Origin of the sequence: Agromyces bracchium (assembly GCF_009709675.1) — a bacterium.
Lineage (GTDB): Bacteria > Actinomycetota > Actinomycetes > Actinomycetales > Microbacteriaceae > Agromyces > Agromyces bracchium.
Genome location: NZ_WMLB01000022.1, coordinates 1 through 17,557 on the forward strand (window position 1 = coordinate 1; position 17,557 = coordinate 17,557).

General features: G+C 73.3%; 19 protein-coding genes and 1 riboswitch. Of the genes, 13 read left to right on the top strand and 6 right to left on the bottom strand.

The annotated features are described in order from the left end of the window. Positions 1 to 145 precede the first annotated feature (145 nt). From GJ743_RS08435 to pnuC, 3 genes are read left to right on the top strand one after another with little or no spacing between them, the layout of a single operon-like run. Entirely contained in the window at positions 146 to 2,113 is a 1,968-nt protein-coding gene (locus tag GJ743_RS08435) for a thioredoxin domain-containing protein (protein WP_155051474.1), read from the top strand. Positions 2,114 to 2,141: 28 nt separating this feature from the next. Further along, entirely contained in the window at positions 2,142 to 2,561 is a 420-nt protein-coding gene (locus tag GJ743_RS08440; protein WP_155051475.1) for a DUF3054 domain-containing protein, read from the top strand. Then, positions 2,558 to 3,232, top strand: a complete 675-nt coding sequence (gene pnuC, locus GJ743_RS08445) for a nicotinamide riboside transporter PnuC (RefSeq protein WP_328288965.1) — start codon at positions 2,558 to 2,560, stop codon at positions 3,230 to 3,232. The genes GJ743_RS08440 and pnuC overlap by 4 nt, the downstream gene beginning before the upstream one ends. 36 nt (positions 3,233 to 3,268) lie before the next feature. On the opposite strand, the gene GJ743_RS08450 is transcribed toward pnuC, so the two are convergent. Beyond that, positions 3,269 to 3,601 carry a hypothetical protein gene (locus GJ743_RS08450; RefSeq protein WP_155051476.1) on the bottom strand — a complete coding sequence of 111 codons (333 nt, stop codon included), beginning with the start codon at positions 3,599 to 3,601 and terminating at the stop codon, positions 3,269 to 3,271. Between the two features lie 161 nt (positions 3,602 to 3,762). Here GJ743_RS08450 and GJ743_RS08455 point away from each other — a divergent pair, with 161 nt between their 5' ends. From GJ743_RS08455 to GJ743_RS08470, 4 genes are all read left to right on the top strand, one after another. Continuing rightward, entirely contained in the window at positions 3,763 to 5,352 is a 1,590-nt protein-coding gene (locus GJ743_RS08455) for a DUF7059 domain-containing protein (protein WP_328288966.1), read from the top strand. A 78-nt stretch (positions 5,353 to 5,430) separates the two neighbouring features. After that, complete coding sequence (locus tag GJ743_RS08460) at positions 5,431 to 6,363, top strand: DnaJ domain-containing protein (protein ID WP_155051672.1); 933 nt, start codon at positions 5,431 to 5,433, stop codon at positions 6,361 to 6,363. An 80-nt stretch (positions 6,364 to 6,443) separates the two neighbouring features. Continuing rightward, complete coding sequence (locus tag GJ743_RS08465) at positions 6,444 to 7,727, top strand: M18 family aminopeptidase (protein ID WP_155051478.1); 1,284 nt, start codon at positions 6,444 to 6,446, stop codon at positions 7,725 to 7,727. Between the two features lie 181 nt (positions 7,728 to 7,908). Further along, positions 7,909 to 8,418, top strand: a complete 510-nt coding sequence (locus GJ743_RS08470; RefSeq protein ID WP_155051479.1) for a rhodanese-like domain-containing protein — start codon at positions 7,909 to 7,911, stop codon at positions 8,416 to 8,418. A gap of 73 nt (positions 8,419 to 8,491) precedes the next feature. Here GJ743_RS08470 and GJ743_RS08475 read toward each other — a convergent pair whose 3' ends face one another. Together GJ743_RS08475 and GJ743_RS08480 are read right to left on the bottom strand one after the other, a co-directional pair. Beyond that, the gene (locus tag GJ743_RS08475) at positions 8,492 to 8,683 is read right to left on the bottom strand and encodes a hypothetical protein (RefSeq protein ID WP_155051480.1); all 192 of its coding nucleotides are present in this window, start codon (positions 8,681 to 8,683) and stop codon (positions 8,492 to 8,494) included. Between the two features lie 64 nt (positions 8,684 to 8,747). Next, positions 8,748 to 10,121, bottom strand: coding sequence for an L-serine ammonia-lyase (locus GJ743_RS08480; RefSeq protein WP_328288968.1), 1,374 nt, complete (start codon positions 10,119 to 10,121; stop codon positions 8,748 to 8,750). A gap of 282 nt (positions 10,122 to 10,403) precedes the next feature. Here GJ743_RS08480 and GJ743_RS08485 point away from each other — a divergent pair, with 282 nt between their 5' ends. The 3 genes from GJ743_RS08485 (at position 10,404) to GJ743_RS08495 (ending at position 12,690) form a co-directional block, all read left to right on the top strand. Beyond that, complete coding sequence (locus GJ743_RS08485) at positions 10,404 to 11,504, top strand: ThuA domain-containing protein (RefSeq protein WP_196216956.1); 1,101 nt, start codon at positions 10,404 to 10,406, stop codon at positions 11,502 to 11,504. A 101-nt stretch (positions 11,505 to 11,605) separates the two neighbouring features. Beyond that, positions 11,606 to 12,205: a GNAT family N-acetyltransferase gene (locus GJ743_RS08490; RefSeq protein WP_155051482.1), complete on the top strand. Its 600-nt coding sequence runs from the start codon at positions 11,606 to 11,608 to the stop codon at positions 12,203 to 12,205. A 44-nt stretch (positions 12,206 to 12,249) separates the two neighbouring features. Beyond that, positions 12,250 to 12,690, top strand: a complete 441-nt coding sequence (locus GJ743_RS08495) for an MmcQ/YjbR family DNA-binding protein (RefSeq protein ID WP_328288969.1) — start codon at positions 12,250 to 12,252, stop codon at positions 12,688 to 12,690. Here GJ743_RS08495 and GJ743_RS08500 read toward each other — a convergent pair. The 3 genes from GJ743_RS08500 to GJ743_RS08510 all read right to left on the bottom strand — a co-directional run bounded on the left by GJ743_RS08500 (position 12,665) and on the right by GJ743_RS08510 (position 15,255). Beyond that, the gene (locus GJ743_RS08500) at positions 12,665 to 13,291 is read right to left on the bottom strand and encodes a CoA-binding protein (protein WP_155051483.1); all 627 of its coding nucleotides are present in this window, start codon (positions 13,289 to 13,291) and stop codon (positions 12,665 to 12,667) included. The genes GJ743_RS08495 and GJ743_RS08500 overlap by 26 nt on opposite strands. Beyond that, the gene (locus GJ743_RS08505; protein ID WP_155051484.1) at positions 13,288 to 14,613 is read right to left on the bottom strand and encodes an O-acetylhomoserine aminocarboxypropyltransferase/cysteine synthase family protein; all 1,326 of its coding nucleotides are present in this window, start codon (positions 14,611 to 14,613) and stop codon (positions 13,288 to 13,290) included. Before GJ743_RS08505 ends, GJ743_RS08500 begins: the two co-directional genes overlap by 4 nt. Before the next feature lie 78 nt (positions 14,614 to 14,691). Beyond that, the gene (locus GJ743_RS08510) at positions 14,692 to 15,255 is read right to left on the bottom strand and encodes a cysteine hydrolase family protein (RefSeq protein ID WP_155051485.1); all 564 of its coding nucleotides are present in this window, start codon (positions 15,253 to 15,255) and stop codon (positions 14,692 to 14,694) included. Positions 15,256 to 15,352: 97 nt separating this feature from the next. Between GJ743_RS08510 and GJ743_RS08515 the strand changes: the two genes are divergently transcribed. The 3 genes from GJ743_RS08515 (at position 15,353) to GJ743_RS08525 (ending at position 17,449) form a co-directional block, all read left to right on the top strand. Continuing rightward, a complete protein-coding gene (locus GJ743_RS08515; protein WP_328288970.1) occupies positions 15,353 to 15,739 on the top strand; it encodes an antibiotic biosynthesis monooxygenase family protein in 387 nt (128 codons plus the stop codon). Beyond that, on the top strand, positions 15,736 to 16,911 hold the full coding sequence (locus tag GJ743_RS08520; RefSeq protein ID WP_155051487.1) for an FAD-dependent oxidoreductase: 1,176 nt from the start codon (positions 15,736 to 15,738) through the stop codon (positions 16,909 to 16,911). Before GJ743_RS08515 ends, GJ743_RS08520 begins: the two co-directional genes overlap by 4 nt. A gap of 132 nt (positions 16,912 to 17,043) precedes the next feature. Continuing rightward, a riboswitch (guanidine-III (ykkC-III) riboswitch) is annotated at positions 17,044 to 17,111 on the top strand. An 11-nt stretch (positions 17,112 to 17,122) separates the two neighbouring features. Further along, complete coding sequence (locus GJ743_RS08525; RefSeq protein WP_155051488.1) at positions 17,123 to 17,449, top strand: DMT family transporter; 327 nt, start codon at positions 17,123 to 17,125, stop codon at positions 17,447 to 17,449. Positions 17,450 to 17,557: the final 108 nt, after the last annotated feature.

Here is a 17,557-nt window from a genome sequence, read left to right on the forward strand (position 1 = left end):
CTCGCAGCGCCGATGGTACTGCAGGGGCGACCCTGTGGGAGAGTAGGACACCGCCGGACAACCTTCACAGAAGAGCCGCCCAGAGCTGGGCGGCTCTTCTGCATTTAACGCACCACCCGACGGACCGGGTGCATAGGCTGGATCGATGGCGAATCGACTTGCCGACGCCCTGAGCCCGTACCTGCGTGCGCACGCCGACAACCCGGTCGACTGGTACCCGTGGGGCGAGGACGCCTTCGCCGAGGCGCTGCGCCGCGACGTCCCGGTCATGGTGTCGATCGGCTACGCCACGTGCCATTGGTGCCACGTCATGGCGCGCGAGAGCTTCAGCGACCCGGCCATCGCGGAGATCCTCAGTCGAGACTTCGTGGCCGTCAAGGTCGACCGGGAGGAGCATCCGGAGGTCGACGCGAGCTACCTCGCCGCGGCATCCGCCTTCACCAGGCAGCTGGGCTGGCCGCTCACCGTCTTCGCGCGACCCGACGGGCGCGCGTTCTACGCGGGCACGTACTTCCCGCCGCGGGCGCAGCAGGGCATCCCGTCCTTCCGCGAGGTGCTCGCGGCCGTCGGCGAGGCGTGGAACGAGCGTCGCGAGGACCTCGATCGCACCGCGGATGCCGTCGGGGAGGCGATCGCCGCGGCATCCGTGGCCCGGACCGACGCCGACCTGCCGGATCGTGCGGCGCTCGACGAGGCGGTCCACCGGCTCGCCGGCGACGAGGACGCGCTGCACGGCGGATTCGGCGCGGCGCCCAAGTTCCCGGTCGCGCCCGTGCTCGGCTTCCTGGCCGCGGCCGGCGGCGACGGGCGCGAACTCGCGACACGCACGCTGCGGAAGATGGGCGCGTCGCCGCTCCGCGACCCGGTTGAGGGCGGCTTCTTCCGCTACGCGACGCGGGCGGACTGGAGCGAGCCGCACTACGAGCGCATGCTCACCGACAACGCGCTGCTCCTCGACGTCGCCGCTGACCTCGCGACGGGCGACGATCGGCCCGCGTTCCTCGATGCGCTCGCGTCGGGCGCCGTCTCCTTCCTCACCGAGCGGATGCAGCTGCCCGACGGCGGCTTCGCCGCGGCGCAGGACTCCGAGAGCACCATCGACGGCCGTCGCGACGAGGGCGGCTACTACCGGCGGGATGCGGCCGGGCGAGCCGAGCTCGAACCGCCCGCTCTCGACGCGAAGCTCCTCACCGGGTGGAACGGCCTCGCCGTCGGCGCACTCGCGCGCGGCGGGCAGGTGCTCGGCGACCGCCGCGCGATCGAGTCCGCGAGACGCGCGGCCGATCGGCTGCTCGCCGAGCACGTACGCCCCGACGGTGCGCTCGTTCGGGCCTCGCTCGACGGTCGGGCGTCGAGCGCACCCGCGACCCTCGAGGACACCGGCATGCTCGCCGGCGGGCTCGTGCGGCTCGCCGCGGCCACCGGTGAGGTGGACTACGCGGTCGCGGCCCGTGCACTCGTGGACGCCGCAGCCGAGGCCGCCACGGCGGCGCGGTCGCGGCCCGGCGAGCCGGGCAGCCGGTCAACCGGATCGTCCGACGACGACGGCGACGACGACGGCGGTGCCCGCGCACCGTTCGCGGCCCCCGGCGGTGGCGACCCGGTGCTCGCCGCGCGCGGACTCGGCTTCGCCGACGACCCCGCCGAAGGGGCGGCACCGTCGGGGCTCACCGCGTGCGCGGATGCCGCGTGGCGGCTCGCCGCGCTCGGCGCGGGCGATCGGTACCGCGAACTCGCCGTAGCGGCCGTGCGCGTGGTCGCCGGCATCGCGCCGGCGCGGCCGATCGCGTTCGGCGGGGCGCTGGGCGTCATGGCGCGGCTCGCCGGACCGCTCGTCCAGCTCGTCGTCGTCATCCCCGACGATGAGGCCTCCGATGGCCGTGCCGGCGACGACGACCGGCAGGAGCTCATCGAGGTGGCGCGTCGGCAGGAGGCATCCGTCACCGCCGTCGTGACCGAGTCGCAGGCGGCGGCGTTCGCCGACGCCGGGTTCGAGCTCTTCGAGGGCCGCCTCGCGCGGAACGGCCGCGCGACCGCCTACCGGTGCCGGTCATTCGTGTGCGCGCTGCCCGTGACCACGGCGGCCGACCTGCGGCAGCTCGCCGTCGGGTGACGCGCGCGCGGCGACCTACGATGGACGCATGCCCGCCCCCGCATCCGTCCCGCGCGCGACGGCGATCCTCGCCGGTGCGGTCGACGTCGTCCTGGTCATCGTCTTCGCAGGGATCGGACGCGCGAGCCACGGCGTCGTCGATGCCGCCGGCGTGTGGGAGACGGCGTGGCCGTTCCTCGTCGGCCTGGCGGTCGGATGGCTCGTGGTGCGCGGGTGGCGCCATCCGCTCGCCGTCTGGCCGACGGGTATCGTCGCGTGGGTGTCGGCCGTCGTCGTCGGAATGCTGCTCCGGCTCGCGACGGGATCCGGCGCGGCGCTCGCCTTCGTGGTCGTCGCGACGGCGACCCTCGCGCTCTTCCTGCTTGGCTGGCGCGCCGTCGTCGCGCTGATCCGGCGCATGCGGCGGGCGCGATCGACCGAGCACGGGGACCCGGCGGTCGCACCGTGAACCCCATCGCGTGGCTCTTCGACGCGCAGCTGGTGATCGGCGACCAGGTGATCCTGTGGCGCGAGATCGTCGGCAACGCGTTCGGCCTCGCGTCGGCGCTCGGCGGGCTCCGTCGCAAGGTGTGGGCGTGGCCGGTCGGCATCATCGGCAATGCGCTGCTCTTCACGGTCTTCCTCGGTGCCGTGTTCGGCACGCCGAACCCGGTGAACCTGCTCGGGCAAGCGGCCAGGCAGGTCATGTTCATCATCGTGTCGATCTACGGGTGGATCCAGTGGTCGCGCAACCGCCACGGCGACGCGTCGGCGCCCGCCGTGACACCGCGTTGGGCGACGGGGCGCGAGCGCGTGCTCCTCGTCGTGCTCCTCGTCGGCGGAACGCTCGCGCTGACCCCGATCTTCCGAGCGCTCGGATCGTTCGAGCCGGTCTGGGCGGACGCGTGGATCTTCGTCGGCTCGCTCCTCGCCACATGGGGCATGGCGCGCGGCTGGACGGAGTTCTGGCTGATCTGGGTCGCGGTCGACATCGTCGGCGTGCCGCTGCTCGTCAGCGCCGGCTACTACGCCTCCGCGCTGCTGTACCTGTTCTACGGCGTGTTCACGCTCATCGGCTTCGTGACCTGGATGCGCGTGCAGCGGCGAGCGGATGCCGCGAGCGAACCGACCGCGACCTGACGCGGTCACGTCGGGCCATGACGGCCCGGGCAGCGGTCACCAGGCGGTCGGGACCCGGCCGAGCAGGCTCCACACGGCGGTGCTCAGCTCGGGGTGGTCGAGCGCGATGTCGCGGAGGACCTCGAACTCGAACCGTTCCGCGGCGCCGCGGCGCGCGGTCGGGTGATAGGCCCGGGCGCGAGCGGGGCTCCAGCGCTCGGAGTGCAGGCGCTCCTCGCGGAGCGTCGCGACGACCTGCTCGTCGACCGACGGGAGCTCGGGCAGGAAGGCCCACGGGTCTTCGCCGAGGCGGCACCGCAGTTCGATGAGTGCGGCGAGCTCGTCTCGCGCGTCCTGTCGCAGGCGCTCGAGCGTGGTCGGTTCTGCCATGTGCGACCTCCCCTCGCTCGTCCGATCGTAACCGACGGTACTTGGCGCGTGTGTCGTCCGGGTTACACGCGCCCGCGGTGCATGGACGGCCGGTGACGGGCGGGTGTCGAACGGACGACGCGGCGGCGGCACGGCGGCGACGCGGCTGGTTGAATACCACCGTGAGCACCGCAGCCGAGCCCGAGGACACCCACGACGCCGAGTCGATCGATGCGCTCGCGGCCGATCTCGACGCCGCCGGGTACGCGGTCGCCCGCATCGAGGCGCTGTGGGAGCGCGGCGCCGCCGCGACGTCCACCCACCCGGGAGCGGCGCTCCGCCGCGGGCACCGCGTTCCCGCGCTGCAGGCGCTCGCGCGCGTCGAGCCCGACGAGCGCCCGCTCGCGACCCTCGTGCGGTGCTTCGTGCTCGGCGTGCCCGTGGCATCCGCCGACCTCGCCGAAGCGCTGCCGGTCCTCGGAATCGAGCGCGCCGACGCGCTCGGCCTGGTGCGCCTCGACGGCGACCGCGCGGTACCGCGCATGGACCTGCGACCGTACGCGTTCACCGATGCCGCAGGTCCGGGGGAGTGGTGGATCGCGTCCGACCCGGGCGAGCTGGCGACCGGCGGGGCGCTCCCCGAGGAGTACGTGCTCGGGGTCGGCGGCGCGTCGCTGACGCTCAGCGGACTGCTGCTGCAGCGGCCGATCGCGACCGCCTTCGACCTCGGCACCGGCTGCGGGATCCAGGCGATGCACGCGTCACGGTTCAGCGAGCGCGTCATCGCCAGCGACATCTCCGAACGCGCGCTGCGGTTCGCCCGGCTCAACGCCCGGCTCAACCGCATCGACGGCGTGGAGTTCCGCCTCGGCAGCCTGTACGAGCCGCTCGCCGACGAGCGCGTGGACCGCGTGGTCTCGAACCCGCCGTTCGTGATCACGCCTCGCCGCGACGGCGTCCCGGCGTACGACTACCGCGACGGCGGCATGGTGGGCGACGCCATCGTCGAGGCGGTCGTGCGCGGCGCGGCCGATCGCCTGACGCCGGGCGGCATCGCACAGTTGCTCGGCAACTGGGAGTACCGGCGGGAGGGCGACGACCTCGCCGACGGCATCGAGCGCGTCGCCGGGTGGGCCGCCGAGGCGGGCCTCGAGTACTGGGTCGTCGAGCGCGAGCGCCAGGACCCGAGCGAGTACGCCGAGACGTGGATCCGCGACGGCGGGACCAGGCCCGGCACGCTGGAGTTCGAGGCGCTGCACGGTGCGTGGCTCGAGGACTTCGCCGACCGCGGGGTCGAGTCGGTGGGCTTCGGCTACGTGCTCCTGCGCCGCCCGGTCGGCGGGAGTGCGCCGGTGCTCGCGCGCGCCGAACGACTGCACGGGCCGCTGGGTGACGTGGCGGGGGGCCTCGCCGCGCACCTCGAGGCGTGCCTCGCGGCATCCGACCTCGTCGGCGCGCTCGACGACGACGCGCTCCGAGCCACCCGCCTCGCGGTCGCCGGGGACGTGACCGAGGAACGCCACCACTGGCCCGGCGCCGAGCAGCCGACGGTGATCCTCCTCCGGCAGGGCGGCGGATTCGGCCGGGTCGTCGACGCGGGCACCGGGCTCGCCGCGCTCGTCGGGGCATCGGACGGCGAACTGCCGCTCGGCGTGCTCGTCGACGCGATCGCCGACCTGCTCGAGGTCGATCGCGCCGAACTCTGGGACGAACTCGCACCGGCGACGCGCGAGCTCGTCGCGGGCGGCCTGCTCCACCCCGTCGGCGACTGACCGGCAGGCTCTGAGGCCGCGCACGGCGAGATCCCCGATGGCGACGGTATCCTCGTGGCTGCCACCGAAAGCGAGCCCATGCCCGACTCCCCACTGTCCGATTCGCCCTACGAGGTGCTCGACGTCTCCTCCGACGCGGATGCCGCGGCGCTGCGCCTCGCGTATCGTCGGGCGCTCCGGCACGCGCACCCCGACACGGGTGGGGATGCCACGCGGTTCCACGCCGTCCAGCGGGCCTGGGAACTCGTCGGAACGCCGGAGGCACGCGCGGCGTTCGATCGCGGGGCGGGCGGAGGGATGGCCGAACCCCAGCACGAGGCGTGGGCGCCCGCCGCACCCCGGCCGCGACGCGATTCGCGGCCGATGGCGCGCGCCTACGGGCACCCGGGCGGCTGGACGCGCGAGCGCTACCTCGATCTCATCCGCGAATGGGCGGGCCGCGGCGTGACCGTGGACGACCCGTACGACCCGTCGCTCGTGCGGTCGGCGCCGCGCGACATCCGTCACGTGCTCGCCGACGCGCTCGCCGAGGAGGAGACCGCCCGCGCGCTCGCGACGCTCGGCATCGCCTACACGGTCTGGCACGACATCGCGACGGATGCCGGAGGCCCCGGCTTCCCGCCCAAGCTCGACCACCTCGTGCTCGGCCCGACCGGCCTCATCGCCATCCAGTCCGAGGACTGGGGCGGTCCCGTCGCCTTCAAGCGGGGCGAGCTGATCGGCGAGGCGCTCGCGGGGGAGCGGCCCATCCGGTTGCTCGCGGCGCGCGCGAAGGCCGTCACCCGGCCGGCGCGCGTGAAGCCGACCGCCCTCGTCGTGGTCGTGCCCGACGAGGACGCGAGCGTGCCGCTCGAGGTCGGCGGCTCGGTGCGCGGCGCCGCGGCCGTGCTCGTGCGGCGGTCGCGGCTCGCGAGCGCGATCCGCGAGGGCATCCCGGGCTCGCCCGTGCTCGGCGGCGCGGACGTCATGGAGATCCGCGCCCGACTGCAGGCGACCATCCGGTTCGCCTGAGGTCCCGAGCCGCGGTGCGGGGCCGCGCCGGACGTGGGCGGCGGTCCGGGGGAACCGCCGGGGTTTGCCAAGATGGAGGGATGGGCACCCCTGACGTCGACGCGTACATCGAGGACTTCACCGCGTTCGTGACGGCATCGCCGTCGTCGTACCACGCGGCCGAGGAGGCGGCCCGCCGCCTCGAGGCGGCCGGGTTCGAACGCCTCGACGAGCGCGACGCCTGGCCGACCGGGCCGGGCCGCCGGGTCGTCGTGCGCGACGGCGCGGTGATCGCGTGGGTCCAGCCCGAGGGAGCGGAGGCGACGACGCCGTTCCGGATCCTCGGCGCGCACACCGACTCGCCGTCGTTCAAGCTCAAGCCGAACCCGTCGAGCGCCGCCGCCGGGCTCTCGCAGGCGAACGTCGAGGTCTACGGCGGCCCGCTGCTGAACTCGTGGCTCGACCGCGAGCTGCGACTCGCCGGCCGCCTCGCGACGCGCGACGGCGCAACCCACCTCGTCGCCACCGGACCGCTCCTGCGGATCCCGCAGCTCGCGGTGCACCTCGACCGCGGGGTGAACAACGACGGCCTCACACTCGACAAGCAGCGTCACGTGCAGCCGATCTGGGGTGTCGAGACGATGGGCGAGCCGGCCGACGTCGTCGCCCACCTCGCCGGGATCGCCGGCATCGACGCCGAGGAGGTGGTCGGCCACGACGTGCACGTGGTCGACGCCGCGGCGCCCGCCCGATTCGGCCGGGGCGATGTCTTCCTCGCCTCCGGCCGGATGGACAACCTCACCTCGGTGCACGCGGGGCTCACTGCGATCCTCGAGGCGCCCGCGGAGGCCGGCCACGTCAGCGTGCTCGCCGCGTTCGACCACGAGGAGCTCGGCTCCGAGTCGCGGTCGGGCGCGAGCGGGCCGTTCCTCGCGGACGTGCTGGCCCGCATCGGCGCCGGGCTCGGCGCGGGCGTCGAGGATCGCCGCCGCGCGTTCGCCGCGTCGTGGCACGTCTCAAGCGACGCCGGCCACGCCGTGCACCCCAACTACCCCGAGCGGCACGACCCCGTGAACCGTCCGGTGCTCGGTGGCGGGCCGTTGCTCAAGCTGAACGCGAACCAGCGCTATGCGACGGATGCCGCGGGCGCGGCGCTCTGGGCCGCCGCGTGCCGTGCGGCCGGCGTGCCGACCCAGGAGTTCGTCTCGAACAACGCGATCCCCTGCGGCTCGACCATCGGGCCGCTCACCGCGACCCGGCTCGGTATCCGCACCGTCGACGTCGGGCCGCCGCTGCTGTCGATGCACTCGGCTCGCGAGCTCGCGCACGTCGAGGACCTCGCCGCGCTCGGCGCGGCGATCGGGGCGTTCTTCCGCGGCGCCTGAGCTCGGTGCCGACGGGCGGTCGCGTCCGAGCCGTCGTCCCGGCCCGGCGTTCCGATCCGGCGCGTTCCACTCCGGCATCCGATCCGGTGCTCCGATCCGGCGCTCCGATCTGGCGGGATGTCGCGCATCGTGGTCCGGATTCGCGCCCGCCACCCGGCGCACCCGGTGCGAGCATCGGAGCATGACGAACGCGACCGCTCCCGTGCCCGCCGCTGCCGCGGCATCCGTCGACGGGCTCTTCGCCCACGTCGCCTCGCCGGAGGAGGCCGTGCGCCACTTCCGCGCACGACTCGGGTTCGAGACCGACGTGTCCGACGTCGCGGCCGCACTCGGGTCAGCCGACCCCGGCTTCGTGCTCGTCGACACGCGCAGCGAGGCCGCGTGGGCGGCCGGCCGCATTCCCGGCGCAGTGCACCTGCCGGGGCGACGCATCGCGGAGGTCGCGCCGGCGCGGTTCGCGCCGGGCACGCCCGTCGTCGTGTACTGCTGGGGTCCGGGGTGCAACGGGGCCACGCGCGCGGCGCTCGCGTTCGCGAGCCTGGGGCACCCAGTGAAGGAGATGCTCGGCGGGTTCGAGTACTGGGTGCGCGAGGGGTTCGAGCTCGAGCGCGACGGCGGTCGCGAGCGGCTGGCGGTCGACACGCTGACCAACGTCGAGACCGGTGCGCCGGTCGTCGAGTGCGCCTGTTAGGGGGACACGGGCATCGGGGGACGCGGCGCGAACGAGCGAGCTCGCCACCGCTGCGTCGGTCGCGCCGACCGGCTCAGCGCAGCGGCCCGCGCCGCTGCTCGAGCCAGAGCGTGTGCTCGCGGAGGCCGTTGCGCACCGCCGCCTTGATGATCAGGTAGCCGATCCAGAGGCTCAGCGCGATGAGCGCCAGGTAGATGAGCGAGCCGATGATGAGGGCTGCGGCGCTCAGGCCGCCCAGCATTCCGGGGTCGATGTTCGGGTCCACCCGGCTACCTTCCCAGAATCGCGGGTCGCGCCGGAAGCGACCCATCCGGGGGACACGGCCCGGTTCAGCACTCGATGACGTTCACCGCGAGACCGCCCTCGCTCGTCTCCTTGTACTTCGACATCATGTCGATCCCGGTCTGGCGCATCGTCTCGATGACGGTGTCGAGCGAGACGACGTGCGTGCCGTCGCCGTGCAGGGCGAGCCGCGCGGCCGAGACCGCGGTCGAGGCCGCGATGGCGTTGCGCTCGATGCACGGCACCTGCACGAGCCCGGCGACCGGGTCGCACGTGAGCCCGAGATGGTGCTCCATTGCGATCTCCGCAGCGTTCTCGATCTGCGCCGGCGTGCCGCCGAGCACCGCGCACAGCGCACCCGCGGCCATCGCGCACGCGGAACCGACCTCGGCCTGGCATCCGCCCTCGGCACCTGAGATCGACGCGTTCTTCTTGACGAGGCTCGCGATGGCCGACGCGGTGAGCAGGTAGCGGCGGATGCCCTCGCGGTCGGCGCCCGGCACGTACTTGAGGTAGTAGTGGCCGACCGCGGGGATGATGCCGGCCGCACCGTTCGTCGGCGCAGTGACCACGCGGCCGCCCGACGCGTTCTCCTCGTTGACGGCGAGCGCGAACGCGTGCAGCCACTCGGTCGAGGTGTCGCGCACGTGCTCGTCGCGGTCGTACTCCTCGAGGCGGCGTCGCACCTCGGGCGCGCGCCGCTTCACGCGGAGGCCCCCGGGCAGCGTGCCCTCGGTCGCGAGGCCGTGCGCCACGCACTCGGCCATGGCGTCCCAGATCGCGTCGAGACCCGCGACGATGCCGTCTTCGCCGTGCACCGCGACCTCGTTGCGCCACGAGATGTCGCAGAGGCTCACGCCGTGCTCCTCGCAGAGGGCGAGCAGCTCGGCCGCGCTCGAGTAGGGCAGCGGATGGCGCAGCGCCTCCGCCTGCTCGGGAGCATCGCCGTCGCGGCGGATGAACCCGCCGCCGACCGAGTAGTACGTCTCCTCGGCGAGGGGGAGGGCGTCGTCGTCGCCCCACGCCTGGAGCGTGAGTGCGTTGGGGTGTCCGGGGAGCCGCGTGCGCGGCTCGAGGCTGACGTCGGCCTGCGACATCCGGACCGGGTGGCGACCGGCGAGGAGGACCTCGGCGCCGTCGCCGAGCCGGGTCCACGCACTGCGGACGTCGTCGGGATCGCAGTCGTGCGGTGCGAGCCCGCCGAGGCCGGCGACCACGGCGTCGGGCGTGCCGTGACCGAGCCCGGTCGCGCCGAGCGAGCCGTAGAGCGAACAGGTGATGCGGCGCACGCGATCGAGGCGGCCGTCGTCGGCCAGTCCGTCGACGAACATCCGTGCGGCCCGCATGGGTCCGACCGTGTGCGAACTCGAGGGGCCGACGCCGATCGAGAACAGGTCGAGGGCTGAGACGAACGCTGTCACCCTTCAAGGCTACGTCGCAGCACGCGCAGGCATTCGCCGTCGCGTCGAAGGATCGTGCGCGTGACCGGCCCCCGCCCGCCGGAATGCACCGCTTCGGCCGGCTTCGGCGCTTTTAACGGCTGATTTGCAAAAGATGCACGTGCCGCGCGCAAGTATCAACGAAAGGGATTGACAACCTCCGGCCTCGGCGCCTAGTGTCGGACACGCAATATGTCGCCCATCGCAACATATTCGACGCGGTGCGGCGCACCTGAACGGTCCACTCGAAGGGGAGAACGACCCATGAAGCAACCTGCCAAGCTCGCCGTCACGGGGCTCTGCGCCGCCGGCCTCACGCTCGGCCTCGGCATCGCCGCGGCACCCGCCCAGGCGGACGACGACTACGAGGTGCTCGTCGTCGGCGAGACCCTCGGGTTCCGCCACTCGCACATCGACGACACCACCAACGCCATCATCGCCCTCGGCGCCGAGCACGGCTTCGCCGTGGACGTGTGGGACCCGCCGCAGGGCAACTCGCCCGGCCAGCCCGCGCTGACGCTCCCGACCTCGCCCTTCACCACCGCCGATGATCTGTCGAAGTACGCCACGATCATCTTCGCCTCGCCGGTCGACGCGACGAACAACCTCGACCCGACCCGCCCGCGCCTGCTGAACGACACCGAGCTCGCGGCGTTCCAGGGCTACATCCGCGGCGGGGGTGGCTACGTGGGCCTGCACGCGGCCACCGACTCGATGCACACCGTGCCCTGGTACAGCGAGCTGACCGGAGGCAGCGCCCGGTTCCGCAACCACCCCGCCCAGCAGACGGCGACCATGCGGGTCGAGAGCCCGACGCATCCGTCGACCGAGATGCTGCCGACGGAGTGGGTGCGCTTCGACGAGTGGTACAACTTCACGACCAACCCGCGCGACGACGTGCACGTGCTGCTCACGCTCGACGAGTCCACGTACAACCCCGGCAGCGGAGCCATGGGCGCCGACCACCCCATCGCGTGGTGCCACAACTTCGAAGGCGGCCGCTCCTGGTACGAGGGCGCCGGGCACGTGGATGCCGCGTGGTCCGACCCGCTCTTCCTCAGCCACATCCTCGGCGGCATCGAGTGGACCGCCGGCGTCGTCGAGGGCGGCGGCGACTGCGTGACGTTCGGCGAGGTCGGGGGCGTCCTCGACGGGCTCGCGGACGGCTCGATGCGGGCGCAGATGCTCGGCGGCGACATGAGCGAGTACCTCGCCGACGCCGAAGCCGCGGCCGACGCCGGCGACCACGCCGGGGCGGCGGCCATCCTCCGCCAGGCCCAGGGGAAGGCCCACGGCCTGCAGGACGACGTGCTCGTCGCGAAGATCGGCGACCTCATCGAGTGGCAGGTCGGCCTGACCGGCTGACCTCGTCGCAACGTGCGACGGCCGGGGATGGCACCATCCCCGGCCGTCGCCGTGCGCGCCATTCGGCGGGGGCACAGCCGGCGACGCGTAGGCTGGCTCGGATGCCCACCACCGAATCGATCCCGACGTTCCGCATGCCCGCCTCGACCGCCGACGGGGTGGCGATGCGACGCATGCGCGACGACGAGATCCCGCTGGTCGGACGACTCGTGCGCAACGCGTACTCGGGCGACTACGAGCTGACCGAGGCCTACCTCGACGAGATCGAGGCCGTCGGCGAGCGTGCGCGCGAGCACGAGGTCTGGGTCGCCGCCGACACGGTGACCGGCGAACTGCTCGGCACCGTGACGCTCCCGCGACCGGGCCGGCGCATGTCCGCCGTCGCGCGGCACGAGGACGAACTCGACTTCCGGTTCCTCGGCGTCGCGGCGGCCGCGCGCGGGCGCGGCGTCGGCGAGGCCATGGTGCGGCACGTGCTCGCGCTCGCCGCGAGCCGCGGCATCCGTCGCGTCGTGCTCAACACGGGCGAGCAGATGCGCCCGGCCCGCCGGCTCTACGAGCGGATGGGCTTCGAGCGGCTCGCGGACCGCGAGTTCACGTTCGAGCGGCCGGACGGCACGCCCGTGCACATCCTCGCCTACGGGATCGACGTGCCCGGCTCGAGCAGCGGCCCGGGCGTCGCCACCGCGCCCGCGGCCTGACGGGCGTCGGTCCGCCTGACGGTGGGGCGGCGTAGCGTCGTGACGTGGCCACCCTCGACGACCTCCGACACGTTGCCGCAGCGCTGCCCGGCAGTGAGGAGCGCGCGATGACCGGCGGCGCCGCCTGGTTCGTCCGCCGCAAGCCCTACGCGTGGGAGTGCCATCCGTGGCCCAGCATCCCGGCCGACATGCGCGAGATCATCGCGGCCGAGCTCGTCGTCGGGGTCAAGGTCGCCGACCGTGTCGATGCGCTCGCGCTCGTGCAGATGGCGCCCGACGTGTTCCTCCGCACGACCACGAGTTGGGGCGAGCCCAAGGTCGCGTTCCGGATGGCTCGGATCGATCGCGACCATCTCGACGAGCTCGTCACCGAGGCGTGGCGCGTGCAGGCGCCGAAGTACCTGCGCGCCGAGTTCGATGCGGGCGGGAGCCCCGCGCGGGCGGAGAGCCCGGCCGGCCTCAGCGACCGCCGCGACGGCTCGTGATCTGGCCGGTGTCGAAGCCGAGCAGGTGCAGCCCGCCGTGGAAGCGCGCGTGCTCCACCTTGATGCAGCGGTCCATGACGACCGTGAGGCCCTGCTCCTCGCCGTAGTACGCGGCCTGCTCGTTCCAGATGCCGAGCTGCACCCAGATGGTCTTCGCGCCTGCCGCGGCGACCTCGTCGACGACCGACGGGATGTCGCTGCCGCGCCGGAACACCACGACGATGTCGGGCACCTCGGGGAGGTCCGTGAGGCTCGCGTATGCCGGCTGGCCGAGGATCTCGGTCTCGTTCGGGTTCACGAAGTACACGCGGTAGTCGCTCGACTGCTGCAGGTACGTGCCGACGAAGTAGCTCGAGCGCTGCGGCTTCGGCGAGGCGCCGACGATCGCGACCGACTTCGCCGCGTTCAGGATCCGGAGGCGCGCCTTGGCGTCGGGCCCGATCCAGGTGCGCTGCGACTTCAGCAGCTTCGCCAGCGGCGAGCTCGCCGGGAGCTCGCAGGAGAGCCCGTTGACGAGACGGACGGTCTCGATGTCGGATGCCGCGGCATCCGTCGACGCGCTCTCGGTCTCGGACGCGGTGGTCGTCTCGATCGTGCTCATCGGTCTGCTCCGATCGTCGCGCCGGCCACGGCCAGGCCCTGGGTCGCCGCGGAGAGCGCCTGGTCGAGGTCGGCGATGATGTCCTCCACATCCTCGATGCCGACGGAGAGGCGCACAACCCCCGGCAGCACGCCCGCGTCGACGAGCTGCTGGTCGGTGAGCTGCGCATGCGTGGTCGACGCGGGGTGGATGATGAGCGTCTTCGCGTCGCCGATGTTGGCGAGGTGCGAGGCGAGGTTCACGTTCTCGATGAGCTTCTGGCCCACCTCGCGGCCGCCCTTGACCTCGAAGCTGAAGACCGAGCCTGGCCCCTTCGGCAGGTACTTCGCCGCGCGCTCGAAGTGCGGGTGGTCGGGCAGGCCCGCCCAGTACACGCGCTCGATCCGCGGGTCGTCGTCGAGCCACTCGGCGACCTGGCGCGCGTTGTCGATGTGCGCCTGGATGCGGTACGGCAGCGTCTCGACGCCCTGCGCGAGCAGGAACGCCGAGTGCGGCGCGAGCGCCGGCCCGATGTCGCGCAGCTGCTCGGCGCGGAGGCGCGTGAGGAACGCGTACTCGCCGAAGTTGCCAGACCACTGCAGGCCGCCGTAGCTCGGCACCGGCTCGCCGAACAGCGGGAACTTCTCAGAGTGCCAGTCGAATCGACCCGACTCGACGACCACGCCGCCGAGCGTCGTGCCGTGCCCGCCGAGGAACTTCGTCGCCGAGTGCGTGACGAGGTCGGCGCCCCACTCGATCGGGCGGTTGAGGTACGGCGTCGCGATCGTCGAGTCGACGATGAGCGGGATGCCGTGCGCGTGCGCGACGTCGGCGAGGCCCTCGAGGTCGGCGATCTCGCCCGAGGGGTTCGCGATGGTCTCGACGAAGATCGCCTTGGTGCGCTCGGTGATCGCGGGCGCGTAGTCGGCCGGGTCGGAAGAGCGCACGAACGTCGTCTCGACGCCGAAGCGGCGGAGCGTGACATCCAGCTGCGTGATCGAGCCGCCGTAGAGGTTGGCGGAGGCGACGATGTGGTCGCCCGTGCCCGCGAGGCTCGCAAAGGTGATGTACTGCGCCGAGAGTCCGCTCGCGGTCGCGACGGCGCCGAGGCCGCCCTCGAGGCTCGCCACGCGCTCCTCGAACGCCGCGACCGTCGGGTTCGCCAGGCGCGAGTAGATGTTGCCGTACTTCTGCAGCGCGAAACGTGCCGCGGCATCGGCCGTGTCGTCGAAGACGAACGCGCTCGACTGGTAGATGGGGAGCGCGCGGGCGCCCGCCTCGGCGTCGGGGATGTTGCCCGCGTGGATGGCGCGGGTCTTGAAGCCGTATTCGCGGTCTGCCATGGGGACACGCTAGTCCGGTCCGCCGCGGCATCCGCTCGCGCCCGTAACGCGGGGCAACGGATGCCGCGGCGCGGCCGGCTACGCCCCGAGCACGTCGTCGGTCGCGACGACGCGTGCGAAGCCGCCGCCGTCGAGGTTCACCGCGGTCGCGCGCGCGAGTTCCGCCGCAGTGAGGCGGATGCCGCCGGGGCCCGCCATCTCGAACGTGTGCGTCGCGTCGATCGGCAGCACGACGTCGTAGCCGAGGTTGCCCGCCATGCGGGCCGTGGTCTCGACGCACTGGTTGGTCTGGATGCCGCACACCACGAGCTGGCGGATGCCGCGCCCGCCGAGCCAGGCGTGCAGGTCGGGCTCGCCGTAGAACGCCGAGTTGACGTTCTTCGTCACGAACAGGTCGTGCGGGGCGTCGGCGACGACGGGCTTCAGGGCGTTGCCGGGGGTGCCGGCGGCCAGCGGGGAGCCGGGCTCGCGCGAGTCGTGGCGGACGAGCACGATCGGCCGCGAGGCATCCGCCCAGGCCTCGACGAGCCGGCCGATGTTCGCCTCTGCGTCGGGGTTGTCGCGTTCGCCCCAGCAGTCGGGGTCGTCGAAGCCCTGCTGCACGTCGATCACGATGAGGGCGGCGGTGTCGTCGAGGTCCATGCGTCCATCGTCGCCGGGCGGCGGCGCCGGTGCGGCCGCGCCCCCTGCCGATCTTGCGCGAACGACTGCCATGCTCGGCGCGGGTAGCGTGGGACGGGTGATCCTCGAGCACGCGATCCTGCCCGTCGTCCCAGGCCGCGAGGCGGCCTTCGAAGCCGCGTTCGCCGAGGCGCGGCCGATCATCTCGTCGATGCCGGGCTTCGTCGACCTGACCCTCTCGCGCTCGGTCGAGACGCCGAACGAGTACCTCCTGCTCGTGCACTGGGAGCGCCTCGCGGACCACGACCCCGGCTTCCGCGGGTCGCCCGGGTACGCGCGCTGGCGCGAGCTGCTGCACGGGTTCTACGAGCCGTTCCCCGTGGTCGAGCACTTCCGGGAGGTGGCTTCGATCGGGTTGTCGTCAGGATCGGCGGGTGCGCGATCGTCGGCACCCGCCGATCCTGACGACAACCGCCCGGCCTCCGCGACGGCGGCATCGCGATGAGCGGCGTCACGCACGTCGAGACCGTCGTCGTCGGCGGCGGCGCGATGGGCGCCGCGGCCGCATGGCAGCTCGCGCGGCGCGGGCGCGACGTCGCGCTGCTCGAACGGTACGAGCCGGGTCACCGCAACGGCGCCTCCCACGGCGCCTCGCGGAACTTCAACGTCGGGTACGCCGACCCCGCGTACGTGGCGATGCTCGTCGAGGCCCTGCCGCTCTGGCGCGAGCTCGAGGCGGAGTCGGGAACGCCGCTCCTCGAGCTCGTCGGAGTCGCGAACCACGGACCGGCCGCGCACTTCGATGCCGTCCACGCAGCCCTCGCCGCGGCCGGGATCCCCGCCGAGTTCCTGCCGGTCGAGGAGGCGTCGCGCCGCTGGCCCGGCATCCGCTTCGACACCCGGGTGCTGTTCAACGAGCGGGCGGGCCGGGCGAACGCGGATGCCACGATCGCGGCGCTGCACGCGACGGCGGCCGCCGCCGGCGCCGACGTCCGGCACCGCACGCGGGCGACGCGGATCGAGCCGCTCGGCGCGGACCGCGTGCGCGTGGCATCCGTCACCGAGGAGGGCGTCGAGGACGTGTTCGAGGCCCGGACGGCGGTCGTGACGCTCGGTGCCTGGACGACGAAGTTCGTCGGCGGCCTCGCGCTGCCGCCGCTCGTCGTCACCCAGGAGGGGCCCGCGCACTTCGCGGTGCGCGACGAGGCGATGCCGTGGCCGAGCTACAACCACTTCCCGGGCCCGGCGGCCGACGGGTACGGTTACTGGCGTTCGCCCGTCTACGGCATGCTGACGCCCGGCGAGGGCGTGAAGGCCGGATGGCACGGGGTCGGCCCCGTCGTCGACCCCGACGCACGCGACTTCCTGCCCGTGCCCGACCAGCTCGCCGACCTGCAGCGCTACGCGCGCGACTGGCTGCCCGGCGTCGACGCCGACGCGGTGACGCCGATCAGCTGCACGTACACGACCACCCCCGACGAGCACTTCGTGCTCGACCGGATCGGGCCGATCGTCGTGGGCGCGGGCTTCTCGGGGCACGGGTTCAAGTTCACGCCCGTCGTCGGGCGGATCCTCGCCGACCTCGCCGACGGGGCGGGGCCCGCGCCGTCGCGGTTCTCGGCCGATCGCGTGATCGCCGGCGGCGGCGGATCGCCGACGGGTCTCGCCGGCCGCTGATCATCGCCGTCAGCCGGGTCGCGTCGGGGGAACGTAGGCCGACGGCCGGAATGCAGGGCTGAAGCGGGGCAGGGCCACGCCGCACGCGCCGGGCTGCACAGGGCCTGATCAGGCTCGATTGCTAGCCTGAGGGCAGGTCGCCCGACGGCGGCCCCCGGACGAGGGAACCCAGTACCCGGAACGCGACAAGACTGGCCGAAGGAGTGCCGTCATGTCGTGGATCGTCCTCATCGCCTCAGGTGTGCTCGAGGCCGTCTGGGCCACCGCCCTCGGCAAGTCCGAGGGGTTCACCAAGCTCTGGCCGTCGGTCGTGTTCGGCGTCGCGCTCGTCGTCTCGATGGGCGGACTCGCGTGGGCCATGCGCGGCATCCCGGTCGGCACCGCGTACGCGGTGTGGGTCGGCATCGGCGCGGCCCTCACCGTGATCTGGGCCATGATCACGGGCGAGACGGAGGTCTCGTGGGCGCGCCTCGCACTCATCGCGGGCCTCGTCGGCTGCGTCGTCGGCCTGAAGCTCGTCGGCGGCGCCGACCACTAGTCGGGCGCCCGCCCCGGGCCGCGCCCGCCCCGGGCCGCGCTGCACCCTCGCGTGCGGCGCGGGCCCGCGACATCCGCCATGTAAAGAATGCTTGACACGGTGTCGAGA

Bases quoted from the DNA above. Each gene is read 5' to 3' on its own strand.
- GJ743_RS08435 (WP_155051474.1), top strand. From the start codon at position 146: ATGGCGAATCGACTTGCCGACGCCCTGAGCCCGTACCTGCGTGCGCAC.
- GJ743_RS08440 (WP_155051475.1), top strand. From the start codon at position 2,142: ATGCCCGCCCCCGCATCCGTCCCGCGCGCGACGGCGATCCTCGCCGGT.
- GJ743_RS08450 (WP_155051476.1), bottom strand. From the start codon at position 3,601: ATGGCAGAACCGACCACGCTCGAGCGCCTGCGACAGGACGCGCGAGAC.
- GJ743_RS08460 (WP_155051672.1), top strand. From the start codon at position 5,431: ATGCCCGACTCCCCACTGTCCGATTCGCCCTACGAGGTGCTCGACGTC.
- GJ743_RS08465 (WP_155051478.1), top strand. From the start codon at position 6,444: ATGGGCACCCCTGACGTCGACGCGTACATCGAGGACTTCACCGCGTTC.
- GJ743_RS08470 (WP_155051479.1), top strand. From the start codon at position 7,909: ATGACGAACGCGACCGCTCCCGTGCCCGCCGCTGCCGCGGCATCCGTC.
- GJ743_RS08485 (WP_196216956.1), top strand. From the start codon at position 10,404: ATGAAGCAACCTGCCAAGCTCGCCGTCACGGGGCTCTGCGCCGCCGGC.
- GJ743_RS08490 (WP_155051482.1), top strand. From the start codon at position 11,606: ATGCCCACCACCGAATCGATCCCGACGTTCCGCATGCCCGCCTCGACC.
- GJ743_RS08500 (WP_155051483.1), bottom strand. From the start codon at position 13,291: ATGAGCACGATCGAGACGACCACCGCGTCCGAGACCGAGAGCGCGTCG.
- GJ743_RS08505 (WP_155051484.1), bottom strand. From the start codon at position 14,613: ATGGCAGACCGCGAATACGGCTTCAAGACCCGCGCCATCCACGCGGGC.
- GJ743_RS08510 (WP_155051485.1), bottom strand. From the start codon at position 15,255: ATGGACCTCGACGACACCGCCGCCCTCATCGTGATCGACGTGCAGCAG.
- GJ743_RS08520 (WP_155051487.1), top strand. From the start codon at position 15,736: ATGAGCGGCGTCACGCACGTCGAGACCGTCGTCGTCGGCGGCGGCGCG.
- GJ743_RS08525 (WP_155051488.1), top strand. From the start codon at position 17,123: ATGTCGTGGATCGTCCTCATCGCCTCAGGTGTGCTCGAGGCCGTCTGG.